Below are 16,924 nucleotides of genomic sequence, written 5' to 3' on the forward strand. Positions count from 1 at the left end.
GGCTCATAGGGTTTTTCAATGAAACTATAGGCCCCTTGCTGGATCGCCTGCACCGCCATCGGAATGTCCCCATGGGCGGAAATCAACACCATTGGTGGGGCTTCGGCACGATCCAAACTGGCCAAAAGTTCCAGCCCGGACATGCCCGGCATCCGCACATCGGACAAGATCACGTCGGCCTGAAAATGCCCTAGCGTATCGGCGACCAACGCGGCGCGCGCCAAGGCCTGCACCTGCCAGCCAGCGGCCTCAAGCAATTCGACAAGCGAAAGCCGCATGGATTTGTCATCGTCAACAACAAGAACTTTGAGAGCGGGTTGCTGGGTCATTTTGCCGGTCATTCTGAGGGGCTTTCTAAGGGCGGCACGGGAAAGGAAACACGGAAAATCGCCCCGCCCTGAGGGGCATTCATCGCGCTCATGGTGCCGCCGTGATCTTGGACAATGCTCGCTGAAATTGCCAGACCAAGCCCCATCCCACGACCACTTTCGCGGGTTGTGACAAAGGGTTCCTGAAGCTCGGCCAAGGTCGCTTCCCCTAGGCCATGGCCATTGTCGCGCAACTCAAACCGGGTCTCGGTTTGCGTGCTCGTAACAGTCACAAACAGTTTGGGATCATCGCTGTCTTCGACGGCATCCAGAGCGTTGCGCAACAGGTTGGTCAGAACCTGTTCGATACGAAGCCGACTTCCGCGCAGGGGGGCCCTTGTGTCGGGCATTTCAACGCTGATCTGCGCGCCCAAAGCGGCGATATTGGGATCAACCAAAGCCAGTGCCGCCTTGACCGCATCGCGTAGATCGACCCCTTTGAAGCCCTCGCTATCAGAGCGCGCAAAGAATTTAAGTTGCCGGGTGATCCCTTCCATCCGATCCACCAAGCCGGTGATTTTGCCAAGAAAGCCGGGCTGGGCCTGACCGCCGAATTCAGCTGCAACCAAATGATTGCGCATCGCGGCAATCGGTTGACCGAGCTCATGGGTGACTGAGGCGGATAGCTGTCCCAAAGCGGCCAGTCGGCTCGCCTGTTCCAGCTCGCTTTGCGTGCGTTTCAAGCGGCGTTCGGCGGTACGACGATCCTCAATCTCAACCGCCAAACGTTCATTGGCTTTGCGCAGCTCGGCCTCTTCGTTTTCCGACCGACGCAGGGCCGCACCGACCCGACGGGCGCGTTGAACCTGTGTCACGATCAAGGCCAAAGCGGCCGCAAAAATCACCAAAGCGGTGACCAACCAACTCCGGGTGGCCGCGCGATCATCGCTGGCGAAATAGTGCAATTGCCAGCCATGCGGCAGCGCATCGGTGGTTAAATGAATACGCCGGTTCGGACCAATCCGCGCCCAAGAGTCCGCTTGCTCTTGCCAATCAAGTTCTTGCAAGGCCTGACCGGGAAATTGCCGCGCCGCGGTGATTGTTTCGCGTTGCTGCGCACTTAGAGGGCTCAGCGTTTTGTAACGCCATTCCGGATCAGAGGACAGCAAGACAACCCCATCTTCGTTGGCCAACAACACCTGTTCCCCCGAATTGTACCAGCTATCCTCAAGGGCCGAAAACTCGATCTTGATGGCGACAACGCCACTAGGTCCAGAGCGGCCCGCAACCGCATCAGCGATGAAATACCCCGGCAGTCCGGTGGTTGTGCCGATAGCATAAAATCGCCCCTGCCGGCCGCTTAGCGCATCCTGAAAATAGGGGCGAAACGCATAACTTTGGCCAACAAAACTAGACGGTGTGTTGTGATTTGACGCCGCAATCGCCACCCCATCCAGCGCCATAAGATAGATCGCGCCAAGGCCAGCCTGTTGCGAAAACTCTTCGAAACGCTGGTTGAGCGCCCCGGTCGCGCGCCCTTCTGCCGTGGCAATGACATGGCTGTCACGCGCCAAAACAAAGGTGAGATGGGAAAATCGGTCAATCTCGGCCGAGACCGAGCTTTGGTACAAAGACAACCGGCCCTGAGCACGCGACAGCTCTTCGGAATGGAAATACGCATAAGACACCCGAAAAACCACGATGGCAGCGACGAGGGTGGCCAGAATCGACAAAATGAATGGCAGTCTGCGCATTCTTTTCGACTGGCGGTTTTTTTGTGAAAAAGCAAGTGGAGCCTGACCGAGCGACCCGATGCCGTTCAGTTTCAACTGATGCTTGTTAGTGACAGACAGAGGATGGATGCTTATCTCTCGATCATCGTTAACGATTTGTAAATTGAGTCTGAGACAAGAATGCGAAATGACCTGCCCGGCTTGAAAATGGATGGACCTTTACGCAAAGGGCGCACCGCAATGATTGCCCCGCCTCTGGCAAATGAAACTGAACGTTTGGAATATTTGGATTGGCTCCAGCTGATCCAATCTCCTCGCACGCCTGAATTTGACGCGTTAACAACTTTGGCCGCCGACATTCTGGACTGTCCGATTGCGTTGGTATCTATTGTTGGTCAAGACGAACAATGGTTCAAATCAAAACACGGCCTTGAGGCCGACTCCACGTCTCGCGATGCCTCTTTTTGCGCCCATGCCATACATGGGGACGATGTTTTCATTGTCGAGGATGCTCAATTGGATGATCGGTTTCGCGACAACCCCTTGGTCACCGGCGATCCCAACATTCGTTTCTATGCTGGCTATCCCATTTCGACAGACGGGGAGAAAAAACTTGGCTCTTTCTGTGTCATCGACCGCAAACCGCGTGTCCTGACAGAAAAACAAGAACAACAACTCAAGTTGTTGGGAACCGCTGTTGAAGGGTTGCTGCGAACATTTGAAAGTGAACGAATGGCCCTAGATGCGGCCATATCCGTGACCGACAAAGCAAAATCCACCCAACGCACCGCGTCGATGTTGGATCGAATAACCGAAGTGTCCGGTGTCGGCGGTTGGGAACTGTCGCTTGAGACAAACACGTTGTTTTGGACGGATCAAACCAAGCGCATTCACGACGTTCCGTCTGACTATGAACCAGATCTTGAAGCTGCGTTGGCCTTCTATGAACCTGAGTCCCGTGACATTATTTCTGCGGTGGTCGGAGAGGCCATTGAGAATAGAATTGATTGGGACGTCGAAGCCGAAGTCATAACAGCGAAAGGTCGGAAAATCTGGGTCCATACCGTTGGGACACCATTGGTCGAAGATGGCACTGTGACCGGGTTGATTGGAACCGTCCGAGACATCACCGATCGCAAAGAGTTCGAACATAAAATTCAGGAATCCGAGGCAATTGCCAAGAAAACCAGTATGGAACTGCGCACTATTCTAGACCGAATGGAACAGGGTGTTTCCGTTTTTGACAGCGATTCAAGGCTGACAACGTGGAACGACAACTACATCGAAATTTTCAACAAGCCCAAGCATGAAATTCGTCATGGTGTCACCCTGCAGGAGCTTCTGGAAGCTGAGGCAAACCGCGGGGATTTCAAACCTGACGTTAATGAACATCTGGAACGTCTATATTCCCAGTTGGCTCTGGGGGAACCCGTTTCCGCCGAATTTCGCCTTGGCAATGGCAAAATTATCTCGACAACCCATGCGCCGATGCCGGACGGGGGATGGGTCGGCACCCACACAGACATTACAGAACGGGCAAATGCCGAAGAAAAAGTCAAGCATGCCTCGCTGCACGATGCTTTGACCGGCCTCCCTAATCGCTTGAAATTAGAAGAAGACTTCAATCTCTGGGCAAAAGTCGCCATGGAAAACGGGGATGAAATCGCTCTGGTTATGCTGGACTTGAACAAGTTCAAAAACGTGAACGATACCCATGGCCATCATGTCGGAGACAAGCTGTTGAAACATGTGTCCGACAGGCTGCGTGCCTCGGTTCGCTCAGGGGATCTCGTGGCCCGGCTTGGTGGAGATGAGTTCGCAATCTTGCTGAAATGTTCGCCGAATGAGGCCAAGCATGTTTTGGAACGATTGGCGAAGGTGATTGTCGAAACGCTGACTCAACCCTTTGAAATTGAGGGAAACCACCTTGAAATCGGGTGTAGTGTCGGCATTTCACTTGCCGAGGCGACGGAGCGTGATTACGAAAAACAAATGATGCAGTCAGATCTTGCCATGTATCAAGTCAAACGATCCGGGCAGAGCGGGTTTGGGTTTTACCGGCCGCACTGAGCATCCCACCGTGTGACACAAGCATCTTTCGTTGCCTGCGTTTTAGGTGACAGCGCTACAAAAAGCGTTTTAAATTGACCTTGTGTCACAGCATGGCACCCACCATTATCAGTCGCGTTTTGTAGTCCCGGCCGAGACTGCCCCCACGCAGTGTCACATGTTCGGCGAGAAACCGGGCCATTGGAGAACCTGCTATGATCATAGATGCCCATCACCATTTCTGGCAGATTGATCGTGGTGTCACCGATTGGATTGATGACAGTATCTCTGGCATTCGGCGCGATTATGCCCCGCCGCATCTCGCCCCTTATCTCGACCATTTGAAGGTCGACAAAACGGTCTTGGTTCAGGCCGCTGAAACCCTGTCCGAAAATGACTTCATGCTCGACCTAGCAGCGCAAGCCCCCTTTATCGGGGCCATTGTCGCCTGGCTCGATCTAAGCGACCCAACCGCGCCGCAAACCCTAAAGGCGTTTGCGCAACATCCATTGATCAAAGGTGTCCGCCCGGTGTTGCAAGGCCTCGAAGATTCAGAATGGATTTTGCAACCCAATGTCATGGAGAACCTGCGGCTGTTGCCAGAATTGGATCTGCGGTTTGACGCGCTGATTCAGCCGCGCCACCTTCCCAGCATCGACAAACTGGCCTGGGCGATCCCGAGTTTGCCAATTGTGATTGACCATGCCGCCAAACCCATCATTCGCGGCGGCACCGCTTTGAGCGACGACTGGCTGCAAGGCATTGCGAAACTGGCCAAGCATCCGCAAATGCATTGCAAGATTTCGGGTCTGGCGACCGAATTTGGCCCCGGTTGGTCTGCGGACACGCTCAAACCTACCGTCGATCATTTGATCACATGCTTTGGACCGTCGCGCCTAATGTGGGGCAGCGATTGGCCGGTGCTTGAATTGGATGGTTCATATTCACAATGGTTCACCTGCCTGCAAAGCCTGATTTGCGACCTCGGGTCTGAGGAACAGGCCGACATTCTTGGCCAAACCGCCGCCCGGTTTTATGGGATGTGAGCACGGCCCCGAAACTCAAGCCGCCTTGGGGCGAAAACGCGCGGTGTGCGGATCAAGTTGATAAACCCCACTAAAGGCATGGGGGTCGCGGGCCAATTTTACAACAGCAGCAACGATTTGATCTACCTTGGCCTCGGTCATCAATGGCGAAAACCCTAGGCGTGTCCAACCCGGTTTTTCAACCTCTTGCCCGGCTAAGATTTCGGACCGCAAATGCGCTGATTGCTTTGCCTCGATCCCAAGCAAGCGATGCGCATAGGGGCCCGCACAGGCACAGCCGCCGCGCGCCTGAATACCAAAAGCATCCGACAACATACGCGTCACGAGTTGCTGATGAACCAAAGAGCCAGCAGGGTCACGCATCTGAAAGGAAAAAATCGGCAAGGCTTTGGCCTTGGCATTCCCCAAAATCCGCAGTCCCGGCGTGTGATCCCATGTCGTCAACGCGCGCTCGCGCAAGGAGGCCAAGCGATCGGAAATGAAAGGCTGGCCAATGGCATCCTTAACCATAAACGCCAGCGCCGCACGAATATCGCCGATCACATTGGGGGTGCCGGCCTCTTCGCGGGTTGCCACATCGTCGGAATAATCATGCCCCCAAGGCGACACAAAAGAGACCGTGCCGCCCCCCGGCAAACTGGGTGTCGTGTGACGCACGGCGGCCTTGCGTAGGATCATCACACCCGACGCCCCCGGCCCTCCGATGAACTTGTGCGGAGAGGTCACGATCGCGTCAGCAAGGCCGATATCCATATTCATATAGGGGCCGCCGCCCGCGTAATCCCAGATCGCCAAGGCGCCGTGCGATTTCAAAATCCAGCTGACGGTTTTCACATCGGTCATGATCCCGGTGACATTGGACGCGGCCGAAAAACTGCCAATGATGTGACGTCCTTGGTTGGCCTTGAGGGCGTCTTCGAGCGCCATCATGCTGGGGCCACCGTTTTCGTCTTCGGGAATTTCGATCACCGTTGCGCCGCTTTCCCGCCAAGGTAAAATATTCGAATGGTGCTCATAGGGGCCGATCAAAACCACCGTCTCCGGCCCCGCGCCAAACAAATGCACCAACCGGTTAAGCCCAGCGGTCGCGCCCGATCCGGTGAAAATGACGGCATGCTTGTCACCTGCGCCGCATAGCGCACCAATGATTTTGCGCGCCTGCGCCCGTAGGCGTGTCATCTGCTGACCACAAAACGAAGCTTCGGTATGGCTGTTGGCATAATGCGGCAAGACGTGGCGCGTGACAAAGTCCTCGACCTGAACCAGGGCGCGACCAGAGGCCACATAATCGGCGTATATCAGTGGTTTGGGACCAAACGGGCCCGAAATTTCCATGCCTTCACCGATCAACCCTGCCCTTAGGCGACCGTGGCTGTCGCTCCCGTTGATCTGTTTTTGAAAGGAGAAGAAGGGGGATGTTCGATCAAGTGAAAGGGGCATGTGAGGTCTCCTGCGTTGCGCTAAGAGGAGAATGCCCCTACTGTTTTCAATAATCCTCACCAACTTCTACACGAATAAGGCCTTATAACTATCAAATGAACGATGAAAGCCTAGATAACCTCGACAAAGCCATCTTACGGGCCTTGCAACGTGATGCGTCCTTGTCGCAACGCGAATTGGCCGAGAAAGTCGGGCTGTCGCAAAACTCTTGTTGGCGGCGGCTGACCAAATTGCGCCAGATCGGTGTGATCACCGGGCAAACCATCCGGCTTGATCCACAGGCTGTGGGCCTAGGCTTGACCGTTTTTGTCATGCTGCGCACTCGACATCATTCGGCGGACTGGCTTGATGCGTTTCGCCGCTCGGTGCTTGCGATTGAGAATGTCATCGACTTTTTCCGCATCGCTGGGGACTATGATTACATGCTCAAGATCGTGGCGCGGGATATGAATGATTTTGACCGCATTTATCAGCGCCTGATCCGGGATTTTGAGCTTGAATCGGTCACGTCCTATATCACGATGGAAGCCATTGCAGACGGGCGCGATTTACCCGCCTGATCAGGTGCCCGGCCCCGTCCCCCCCCTTGTCCTGCCCATCGCAAATGGTATACCAACGCCACCGGTAGCGGTACCATTGGGAGAGTGAGACAATGCGGCAGACATGGCGCTGGTTTGGACCAGCAGACATTATTGACATGGCGGCCCTGCCTCAGGTGGGTGTCGAAGGCGTTGTTTCCGCCCTGCATCACATCCTTCCCGGTGCGGTTTGGACGCGGGATGAAATCAAGCAGCGCCAGCGCGAAATTGCACAGCCCGAAACCGACCCCACCGGCATCACTTGGGAGGTGGTCGAAAGCCTTCCAGTGTCGGAAACCATCAAAACCAAAGGCCCGGATTATCGCGCCCATATCGAGGCCTATCGCGAAAGTATGCGCAATCTGGCGGCCTGTGGTCTTGAGGTGATCTGTTACAACTTTATGCCGGTTTTAGATTGGACCCGCACCGATCTGGCCAAGAAAATGCCCCATGGCGGTACCGCGATGCATTTTGACGTCGTTGATTTCGCCGCCTTTGATCTTTTCATCCTAAAACGCCCCGCCGCACAGGCCGAGTTTAGTGCCGAGACTGTCGCCGAAGCCAAAGCCCGATTTGACGGTTTGGATGACATCCAAAAACGTATGTTGCAAAATAACATTGTTGCCGGATTGCCCGGCGCAAATGACAATTGGTCGCTTGAGGACGTGCGCGGCCATCTCGCCAGTTATGACGCCATTTCCGCCGATCAATTGCGCGCCAATCTGGTGGATTTTCTAAAGGAAGTGACGCCTTTGGCCGAGGAACTCGGGCTGCGCCTGTGTTGCCATCCGGATGATCCACCGTTTCCCTTGTTGGGGTTGCCGCGCATCATGTCGACCGAAGAAGACTATACGAAAATCTGCGCCGCCGTTGATAGCCCGGCCTCAGGGATCACCTTTTGCACCGGCTCGCTGGGGGTTGATCCGGCGTTTGATCCGGTGCGCTTTGTCGAACGGCTTGGCGATCGCATCCATTTTGCACATCTGCGCAATACCACGCGGCTTGCCCCTTATGATGGCGACAAATCCAGCTTTTACGAAGACTTACACCTTAGTGGTGACACCAACATGGTGGCGACAATCCGCGCGCTGATGGCCGAAGAAGCCAAGCGCAAGGCGCAAGGGCGCAGCGATTGGCAAATCCCGATGCGGCCCGACCATGGTCAGGACCTGCTCTATGATCTTCAACAAGGTGGTCAGCCCGGTTATCCGCTTTTGGGGCGGATGCGCGGGCTGGCGGAATTGCGGGGCGTGATGGCGGCTTGCGCGTCTTAGGCGCGAAACTCTAGCTTGGCATCCGGGAACTGGGCCAAAACCTCGGATGCGTCGTCCATCAGGCAAAGCGCCGTCGACAAGCCATCGGCCAAAGCCGCAGTTGATGCAGAGACCGAGACAAGACCATGGGCCGACACCTGGCCAGCGGGATGCAGAATATGCGACCCCTCGGCCAAAATGGTACCCTCAGCCGCCGAGGTCGCAATGGCGCGATCGCTTAGCTGAACCCGTTGCACGATTTCGCCGGTGGGAGTGGTCACGCCGAGCTTCCAAGGAGTGCCATCGGCGCGGGCACCAAGGCCCATGACCTCCCCCATATCGACAAGAACATCACGTAGCCCATGTTCACGCAGGCGCGCCGCAATCTTGTCGGTGATATAGCCTTGGGCGATGCCGTTGAAGGTCAATGCCTGACCTTTGCCAAGGGTCACGCGCGCGCTGTCATATTGGATTTTATCCCAACCGATCAACGCTTTGGCCGCTTCAACATCACCCCGTGTTGCCTTGGCATGCCAAAGCGGCTGAATGCTCGGATCGAACCGGCCACCGGTGGCGGCATGCAGGCGGGTCGACAGGCTAAGCACCTGCAACAGATCAAACGATGGGGCCTCAAGCACACCATCCCGGTTCAGGCGCGATAACTCGCTGGCGGGTTGGTACAGGCTGAAAATCGCCTCAAGCCGCAGGATTTCGGCCTCAACCTCGGCAAAGACCGCACTTGCAGAGGTGTCATCCAGCCCAACCAATTGCATCGACGCGCCAGCGCCCAACGCCCGACCCGACCAGCGCGCCATCGGCGTCGCCGCAGACAGGGGGCCAGCCGCCAAAGCGCCGGATGCGGCGGCAATGGTCAAAAATCGGCGGCGAGAAAAAACAGTCATGACGGGGTCTCCAACACTTGCGCCAGATTGACGGCGCCAAGCGCGGCGTCGTCGGGAATTTCGGACATTGGCAAGACCTGCCCGCCGTATTTTGTAGTGAAAGCTTCTGCGCCTTCATAGGTGCCAAATGGTACAATCTCTGGCGCACCCATGCCACCCCGAACCGGCGCGCCGACAACATATTGGGCGCCATCCGCAAAAATCCAGTTGCTGGTGCCCGGTTCTTCCCAACTTGCGGCCATGCTCATGTCGCTCACGTAGACGGCAAGGATTTTGGCGTCGCGTTCCGGGCTTTTGAGATAGGCGACCATATCGCGGACTTGGGCGAAAAAGATCGGGGCGGGATAGCCTTCGAGATGGATTTGCGCCTTGGGGCCGCCGTGATCAGAGATGTTCATCTGACAGAAAAAGCTGAGCGCTTCGGCGGTCATGTCCACCGGCGGTGGCGGCGCTTTGGCTTCTTCTTCCTGACAGGCGGTCAATGTGAGTGTGACCAGAGCCAAAAGGACAAATCTCATGGTTCAATCCTCCGGAAGGCCAAACGCGCCGCCGCGAACCCAATCAAGGGCCACGCCAAGAGCGAGGCCGGAGCCGCCCAAATCGGCAAAGCCTGTGCGGCACCGGTCATGCCGCTGGTCAGCGCGACACCTTCGGAGGCCGCGATGTTCCAAACCCGGAAGGCGTCGGCTGGGTTGGCGACCATCAGCCAAGGGAAAATCGTTTGGGTAAAGCTGCCGCCTTCGTCCATCACAACCGCGCCCAAAAGGCCAAGGTCATAGAGCACCACAAAGATCAACCACAGGCCCGCGCTCATCCCCGCCGCAGCGGTTGAGGACGTGGCAAGCGACGATACCAAGTAGCCCAACGTGATGAACACGGCACCCAAAATGATCGAGGTGGCGATGAGACGGGCCAGCGCCAGCAGGCTTTCGGCCCCTGCCCCACCGAACCACGCTGCCACCATCCCGGCAGAGCCAAAGCCGATGATCATGGCGATGGCCAAAGCACCAAGATGGGCAATGAACTTGCCGAGCAAAACTTCGCCACGGCTGGCTGGGTACGAGAGCAAAAGGGCCAATGACCCGCGATCCGCGTCCCCGGCGATGGCATCAAAGGAGATCATCAACGCCAAAAGCGGGGCGAGATAGACGGACAGGGTGGTCATAGACGCCACCGAAATGGTCAGCATGTCGACCCCAAGCGCCCCCGTCGGGGCAGAGCCGGCAAAGGTCAACGCCAGCGCAAACAGCACCATGATCACCGTGGCCACAACCAACCATAGGTTGCGTTGCAGGATGCGCATTTCACAAGAGGCAATGGCAAGGGCGCGGGTCATGACAAATCCTCCGATGCGTCTTGGGCCGCGAAATGGCGGTACAGGTCTTCGAGCTTGGGCGGGGTGATTTCGAGATCAGCCACCGCGTCGCCTAAATCGGTGATCCGGCGCAGCTGCGCCATTTTATCATCCGGTGTGCAGTTGAGTTCGACCGAGGCCCCGTTGATCCGTTGCCCGCCGATTTGGGCGGCAATCGCATCAGCATCTTTTGAGGCCCGCACCCGCAAGCGGATCGGCAATCCGGCGCGGCGCGACAAGCCGGTCAATGTGTCATCAGCGACCAAATGGCCCTTGCTCATGATGGCGATACGATCGGTGCGCGCCTCGACCTCGGTCAGGGCATGCGAGGCGATGAGCACCGCCGTCCCCTGCCCCGCCAGTTGGTCAATTATCGCATAGAGATCTTGGCGTGAAATCGGGTCAAGGCCGCTTGTCGGTTCATCAAGTAAAGCGACGGCAGGTTTGCCGAGCAAAACCTGCGCCAAACCAAGTCGTTGCCGCATACCCTTGGAATAGGTGCCAATCCGGCGATCCAAGGCATCGGACAGGCCGACACGCTCTAGCAAGCCAGCGATATCTGCCTTGGCCCCGTCAAGCTTGGCAAACAAGGTGAGCTGTTCCCGCCCGGTCAAAGCCGGGTGAAATGACACGGCTTCGGGCAAATAGGCGGTCGCGCGACGGGCCGCGCCGGTTCCGGGGGCCGCGCCGTCAACGGTGATCGCGCCGCTATGAATAGGCGTCAACCCAAGGATCGACTTGATCAGCGTCGATTTACCGGCCCCGTTGTGGCCGAGCAGAGCCACACGTTCGCCCGGCTGCACCATCAGCGACACATCATTCAAGACGCGCGTCTTGCCGCGATCTTTGTCAACGTTGGAGATATTCAAAACATCAGCCGTCATGGGGGACCTTTCGAAAGGCGTCGGGTTTGACGGGTTTCATAATCGGGTGGCTATCGACCACCCCGCCCGGCAACAGCGCCGGAAATGCGGATTGCGACCAGCGTACCAATTGAACCGCCGGTGATCCGAGCAACAATTTCGCGCTTGGCTGGGTCCAAAGCACGTGATCCATGCTATCGTTGGGGCGGTATGGCTGATCGCCGATCCCGTCACCATCGACATCAAAGCTGGCATTATCGGACCAATAATTGCCACGGCCATTTTCGGACCATTCGTGCCAATCGGTCGAGACCAGTTTCACCTGTGTGCGGTTGCCAACAAAGGCATTGCCAAGGATGCGGTTATCCTGAGACCCGGCGGTGAAATGGATGCCAATCCCACAGCCTTCGAACCAATTGTCGGCAAAGGTGTTGCGGTTGGAATTATAGAGGAACGAACATTTTTCCTTGGCGCCGCGCACATAGTTGCCGCGGATTTCGGATTTGTTCGCATAGTTCATCATCACCCCATGTTCGCGGTCATCAATCGACACATTGTCGGTGACTTTGACGTTGGTGGTGAACATCACCGCATAGCCCAGATCATTGCCGATTGAGACATTGTTGGCGACGATAGAGTTGTCGGCATACATATAGTGAACTGCAAAACGCAGATCGCGGAACAGATTGTTGGTAAAGGTGTTTTTTTTGGAGGAGTTCACGAAAATCCCATCGCGGCCCCACCGAATATCGTTGTTGTCAACCGTGGCACCGGGGGCGTTCCAGACGTAAACACCATTGCCGCGAATATTCATATGGCGGTCAAGACGCCCTTCGATCCGGTTGCCTTGGACCATGGCGTCTTTGGCACCGTGGATGTCAATTCCGTAGAGATTGCCCAAGACCACATTGTTCAGGATTTGCGGAGCATAGGCGGTTTTCTTGAGCTGAATGCCGCTGTCGATGGTGTCATGGCTGTTGCCCGACCCTTGAACAGTTACGTTTTGCACGGTCACGCCATCACCGGTCACGGTGATCACGCTACCGGTGCCACCGGCGTCAATGATCGCATGGCCCATGCCATCCAAAAACATCGGCCGATCAAGCACCACATTTTCAAAATAGGTGCCGGGGCTCAGGCGGAGGGTGTCGCCATCCGCCGCCTGAGCCAAGGTTTCAGCAATGGCTCCGTCCTGCACTGGGACATCCCAAACCTTGGCCGATACTGGGGAGAAAACGACCAAAGCTAGGAATGTTGAGAGGGACAGGAGCCAATGCATGTCTTACGCCTCGCGTGGTTTTACGAACATACGGCCGCGCATTTCCATATGCAGCGCGTGGCAGAACCACTGGCAGTAGAACCAGTGAACACCGGGACGTTCGGCCACAAAGGTGACCGATGCGGTTGCCTGTGGTCCGACTTCCATCGCGACACCAAAGTTGGCCATACAGAACCCGTGGGTTACGTCATCAACGTCATCGAGGTTGGTGACATAGACGGTGACTTCGTCGCCTTGGTTGACCTCAAATTTCTCCCACGAAAAGACCGGAGCAACCGATGTCATATAGACACGTACTTTGGTTGGATCGTCCTTGTCGCGGATGATTTCTTCGGCACCATCTTCCAGATCAACACCGTCAGCGGCCGCCTGCGCGGCTGCATCCGCCCACATTGGGTCATTGCGATCCCAAACATCAAGCGGCGTCACTTTGGAGCGGTGAACAATGATGCTATCGTGAGGTTCAGCAAAGGTTGGGCCGTCATGGACAACCTTCATCTTGTCGCCGGAAATGTCGATCAGCTGTTCGTTTTCAGGCTTGAGCGGACCCACATTCAAGAAGCGGTCTTTCGAGAACTTGTTCATCGAAATCAGCCACTTGCCATCTGCTTCGGCGGTTTCACCCATCGAGGTCGAGTTGTGGCCGGGCTGGTAGTGAACGTCGACCTTGTCTTTGATCGGGTCAACATCGGAACCGCCATAAGACGCGATCGCATCTTGGATGTTCCACTTAACCACTTGGCTATCAAGGAAGAGGGTGGTGTAGGCGTTGCCACGGTTGTCGAATGCGGTGTGGAGCGGGCCGAGACCCAGCTGTGGTTCTGCGACAACGGCTGAACGTGGATCGGCGTCCGCATCAAACAGAGCGTCGAGTTTTTCAACGTCGATGACCGATACGGTTGGCGACAGTTTACCGTTGATACAGATGTGACGCTTGTCCGGAGCCGCGTTCACTCCGTGTGGCGAGTTCGGGATTGGGATGTAGCGGGTCAGTTTGCCCGGCGCACCTTTGCGGCCATCAACAACTTTGACGCCCTTAAGCTCTTGGTAATCGCCATTGGCAACCGCTTCTTCGATGGCCTTGATGTTGAAAACAACAACGTGGTCAAGCTCGGCTTCGGTCATCTCGGCAAGGGTCATACCCATTTCCGAGTTATACGAGGTCGAGAAGGCATATTTGCCCTGATAATCACAATCGGTGTTGTCGAGGTTCCCCGACACGATCACCTGCCATGCAACTTCCATCTCGTCACCGTCGATGGCGGTGAAGATGTTCACATACTGCTCTGGCTCATCCAGAATGGTGCCATCATTGACGAGGGGTGCTTCGTGCTCACCATTTGCAAAGACATACCCGGTGCGAGGGAATTTCTGTGGACGCAAACCGTGGATATCATGCGCGTTGGGGATCTCGATGATCTTGTCGCATTTCATCACGTCACAACGCACACGGGCCACACGGGTGTTGGCTTTGTCGTTCATGAATAGGAAACGGCCGTCATAGGTGCCGTCGGTGAACGACATATGCGGGTGGTGCAAATCGCCGTTGTCATAGGTGACCTTGCCGTTTGCAGCGAGGTATTCCTTGGTTTCAGGCAACAGACCTTCGGTCAGAACCTTGAGCGATTCATTGGTCTGACCCCAGCCGGTGGCCGAGCAACGGTTAAAGACCGGAACACGCATCAATTCGCGCATGGATGGCATCCCAAGGATGCGCAATTCACCGGTCTGACCCGAGGACCAGAAGCCGTAGTATTCATCAAGGTCGCCTGGCGCGAGGTGCCAGCTCGCGGCGGTGGCCGCCTTGGCTTCGCTTGCACCCAAAAGGGCAGAGCCGACGCCAGTCGCTGCAACAGCAGCACCGGTCGCGGTCGCGCCCAATAGGCCGCGGCGTGTTACCGACATTTTTTCATTGGTTTCTTCGGACATTGGAGTTCCTCCTTCACGAAACATTGGTGGGTTTGGCATTTGGGTGATTTGTCGGCGGTGTTCCCGCAGGAACCTTAAGTTCCGCCGACCCGACCTTGGCACGCCGTTTGACTTGGCGGATCACGACCGGACATTTTGCATCGGACTGATAGAGAACCTGACAATGCAGGCAGTCGACACATTCATTGGGGTTGATCTCACCTGTGGGGTGGATCGCCTGAACCGGGCATTCATTGGCACAGGTCTGGCAGGGAGAGCCGCATTCTTTGTACCGGCGCAGCCAGTCAAACATGCGAATCCGTGCCGGGATCGCCAGCGCCGCGCCAAGCGGGCACAGATAGCGGCAGTAAAAGCGTTCGATGAAGAGACCGGCCAGCACCAACGCCAAGGCAAAGATGACAAACGGCCAGTCACGAACAAACTTGAGGATGATCGCGGTCTTGAACGGTTCGACCTCGGCATAGGTTTCCGCCAGCGGGATCGACACCATCGACAGGCCGAACAGACCCAGGAAGATCATGTATTTCACCGCCCAGAGCCGTTCATGCAGCCCCCATGGCAGGGTGATCTGAGGAACCTTAAAGGCGCGCGCGATCTTGTTGGTCAGTTCTTGAAGCGCACCGAATGGGCACAGCCAGCCGCAATAGGCCCCACGACCCCAGAACAACAGCGCCGCAGCAATGGCGAACCATTGAATGAACACCAGCGGGTCCATCAGGAACGCGTCCCAAGTAAAGCCACCTTTGAGGCTCCCAGCCAGCGCCATGAGGTTCACAACCGAGAGCTGCGCATTGCCGTACCAGCCGATAAAGAACAGCGACATGGTGAGAAACCCGATGCGGAACCAATAAAAGGTGCGCGCATTCATGGTGGCTTGGAACTGGAAGAAGAACGTCGCAGTCAGCACCAATAGCATCACGCCCAGCACAGCGATTTCAACCGTGCGGTCTTTCCAGATGCGCTGCCACAGGGCGGTTTTTGCGGCGGCTTCGGCCGTGGCATCATCGACCACTTTTGGCGCAGCGGCCTTGGGCAACAAGAAACGCTCCGGCAGTTTGTAGCCAAGGTCGAAGGTCAAAAACACCCGTTCGAGCGCGCCAACGGACCGCTGCGCCAGCAGTTGCAGACGGAAGGGTTCGGTAGGATCAAATTCGGCATCTGCCGGGATTTTAAAGATGTCGAGCTCAACAAAGCTCGGGCTGTCATCCGTGGCCAGCTCGCCAAGACGGCGTTGTTGTTTGTCAAAGAAGCGAACCGAATTGTCGCCCTGAATAAGCTGGATACGGTCAAAAATCCCGCCGCGAACATAGCCCGACCCCTTGAAGCTATAAGCCCCGCGACCAAGCACCAAAATCGCCTGCTCACCCTCTTCGAGCCATTCAAGCATGTTGTTGTACTCGGCCTCGCCCAGCAGGGATTTGCCGATGCTGGGCACCGAGACCAACGCCAGATGCATGTCGATATAGGTGTCGCCGGGGTCACCCGCTTCGGGGCGCTTGGCGGCACGCGGATCGGGCATGTCCTCAAAGGCTTTGTTGACCTGACCAATGTCCAAGGTCATGCGGCGCACCGACCCGTCACCCGACAGGATGGCCCAATCGGTCCTCTCAACCTTGGCCATATCGACCTCGCGACGTGGACCATCGCGGGTTACCGGGGCAAGCCCCCCAAGGCCAAGCGCGCGCGACACTTTGATACCGCCCCGTACGAGGCTGTCATCAATGACCATAATCGTCACGGTCGCACCGGAGATGATGTCGAGATCGTGGGATTCACCGCCCGACGCCGCCTCGGCCTTGAGATCAAGACCGGTATAGCCTTCGGTCAGTTTGACCATTTTCGAGTTGGGAATCCCGATCAACACAATTGGTTCAGAGTGTTTGACAAGTTTGACGCCGGTAAGAACCGCGTCATTGTCGATGGCCGCAACAACGTGGATCGGCTTGCCCGAATAGCCGGTGGTGCCAACAAAATCAGAGGTCAGGAAAGCCCATGCAATGGTCTCGCCCGCTTGGAGGATCGGAGCGACCTTTACATCATCGCGAACCGGTCCAAAGGCATCTGCGCCGGGGGCCAGTTCGGAGGGAACCAAGTCAGGCAAAAAGCTGTCTAGGCTGTCTGCAAATGCTGGGGCCGTCATTGCCACCAGCCAGAGCAGGCCGATTTTCATGCCAAGAAACAGGCGTGAGA

General features: G+C 56.4%; 14 protein-coding genes. 4 read left to right on the forward strand and 10 right to left on the reverse strand.

The annotated features are described in order from the left end of the window. Both AC5EFR_RS15370 and AC5EFR_RS15375 read right to left on the reverse strand, forming a co-directional pair. Positions 1-329 (reverse strand): response regulator (locus AC5EFR_RS15370; RefSeq protein WP_493576669.1); only part of this gene is annotated, 329 nt, incomplete at its 3' end. A gap of 8 nt (positions 330-337) precedes the next feature. After that, positions 338-2,062, reverse strand: coding sequence for a sensor histidine kinase (locus AC5EFR_RS15375; protein ID WP_493576670.1), 1,725 nt, complete (start codon positions 2,060-2,062; stop codon positions 338-340). Between the two features lie 159 nt (positions 2,063-2,221). Between AC5EFR_RS15375 and AC5EFR_RS15380 the strand changes: the two genes are divergently transcribed. Continuing rightward, positions 2,222-4,111 carry a sensor domain-containing diguanylate cyclase gene (locus AC5EFR_RS15380; protein WP_493576671.1) on the forward strand — a complete coding sequence of 630 codons (1,890 nt, stop codon included), beginning with the start codon at positions 2,222-2,224 and terminating at the stop codon, positions 4,109-4,111. Positions 4,112-4,305: 194 nt separating this feature from the next. Continuing rightward, positions 4,306-5,136, forward strand: a complete 831-nt coding sequence (locus tag AC5EFR_RS15385) for an amidohydrolase family protein (protein ID WP_493576672.1) — start codon at positions 4,306-4,308, stop codon at positions 5,134-5,136. 15 nt (positions 5,137-5,151) lie between these two features. Here the strand turns inward: AC5EFR_RS15385 and AC5EFR_RS15390 are convergent, their stop codons facing one another. Next, a complete protein-coding gene (locus tag AC5EFR_RS15390) occupies positions 5,152-6,576 on the reverse strand; it encodes an aminotransferase class V-fold PLP-dependent enzyme (protein WP_493576673.1) in 1,425 nt (474 codons plus the stop codon). 95 nt (positions 6,577-6,671) lie between these two features. Here AC5EFR_RS15390 and AC5EFR_RS15395 point away from each other — a divergent pair, with 95 nt between their 5' ends. Both AC5EFR_RS15395 and uxuA read left to right on the forward strand, forming a co-directional pair. After that, positions 6,672-7,136, forward strand: coding sequence for an Lrp/AsnC family transcriptional regulator (locus tag AC5EFR_RS15395; RefSeq protein WP_493576674.1), 465 nt, complete (start codon positions 6,672-6,674; stop codon positions 7,134-7,136). Positions 7,137-7,228: 92 nt separating this feature from the next. After that, positions 7,229-8,428 (forward strand): mannonate dehydratase, encoded by a 1,200-nt coding sequence (gene uxuA, locus AC5EFR_RS15400; RefSeq protein WP_493576675.1) that lies wholly within the window; start codon positions 7,229-7,231, stop codon positions 8,426-8,428. Here the strand turns inward: uxuA and AC5EFR_RS15405 are convergent. The 7 genes from AC5EFR_RS15405 to AC5EFR_RS15435 are packed head-to-tail and all read right to left on the reverse strand — an operon-like array spanning position 8,425 to position 16,904. After that, positions 8,425-9,309, reverse strand: a complete 885-nt coding sequence (locus tag AC5EFR_RS15405) for an FAD:protein FMN transferase (RefSeq protein WP_493576676.1) — start codon at positions 9,307-9,309, stop codon at positions 8,425-8,427. The genes uxuA and AC5EFR_RS15405 overlap by 4 nt on opposite strands. Then, positions 9,306-9,827: a nitrous oxide reductase accessory protein NosL gene (locus AC5EFR_RS15410; protein WP_493576677.1), complete on the reverse strand. Its 522-nt coding sequence runs from the start codon at positions 9,825-9,827 to the stop codon at positions 9,306-9,308. The genes AC5EFR_RS15405 and AC5EFR_RS15410 overlap by 4 nt, the downstream gene beginning before the upstream one ends. Then, complete coding sequence (locus tag AC5EFR_RS15415) at positions 9,824-10,645, reverse strand: ABC transporter permease (RefSeq protein WP_493576678.1); 822 nt, start codon at positions 10,643-10,645, stop codon at positions 9,824-9,826. Before AC5EFR_RS15415 ends, AC5EFR_RS15410 begins: the two co-directional genes overlap by 4 nt. Beyond that, on the reverse strand, positions 10,642-11,547 hold the full coding sequence (locus AC5EFR_RS15420) for an ABC transporter ATP-binding protein (protein ID WP_493576679.1): 906 nt from the start codon (positions 11,545-11,547) through the stop codon (positions 10,642-10,644). The genes AC5EFR_RS15415 and AC5EFR_RS15420 overlap by 4 nt, the downstream gene beginning before the upstream one ends. Further along, entirely contained in the window at positions 11,537-12,805 is a 1,269-nt protein-coding gene (locus tag AC5EFR_RS15425) for a nitrous oxide reductase family maturation protein NosD (protein WP_493576680.1), read from the reverse strand. The genes AC5EFR_RS15420 and AC5EFR_RS15425 overlap by 11 nt, the downstream gene beginning before the upstream one ends. Positions 12,806-12,808: 3 nt before the next feature. After that, positions 12,809-14,734 carry a TAT-dependent nitrous-oxide reductase gene (gene nosZ / locus AC5EFR_RS15430; RefSeq protein ID WP_493576681.1) on the reverse strand — a complete coding sequence of 642 codons (1,926 nt, stop codon included), beginning with the start codon at positions 14,732-14,734 and terminating at the stop codon, positions 12,809-12,811. Positions 14,735-14,747: 13 nt separating this feature from the next. Then, the gene (locus AC5EFR_RS15435; protein ID WP_493576714.1) at positions 14,748-16,904 is read right to left on the reverse strand and encodes a 4Fe-4S binding protein; all 2,157 of its coding nucleotides are present in this window, start codon (positions 16,902-16,904) and stop codon (positions 14,748-14,750) included. Positions 16,905-16,924: the final 20 nt, after the last annotated feature.

This window comes from Pelagimonas sp. (assembly GCF_058892305.1).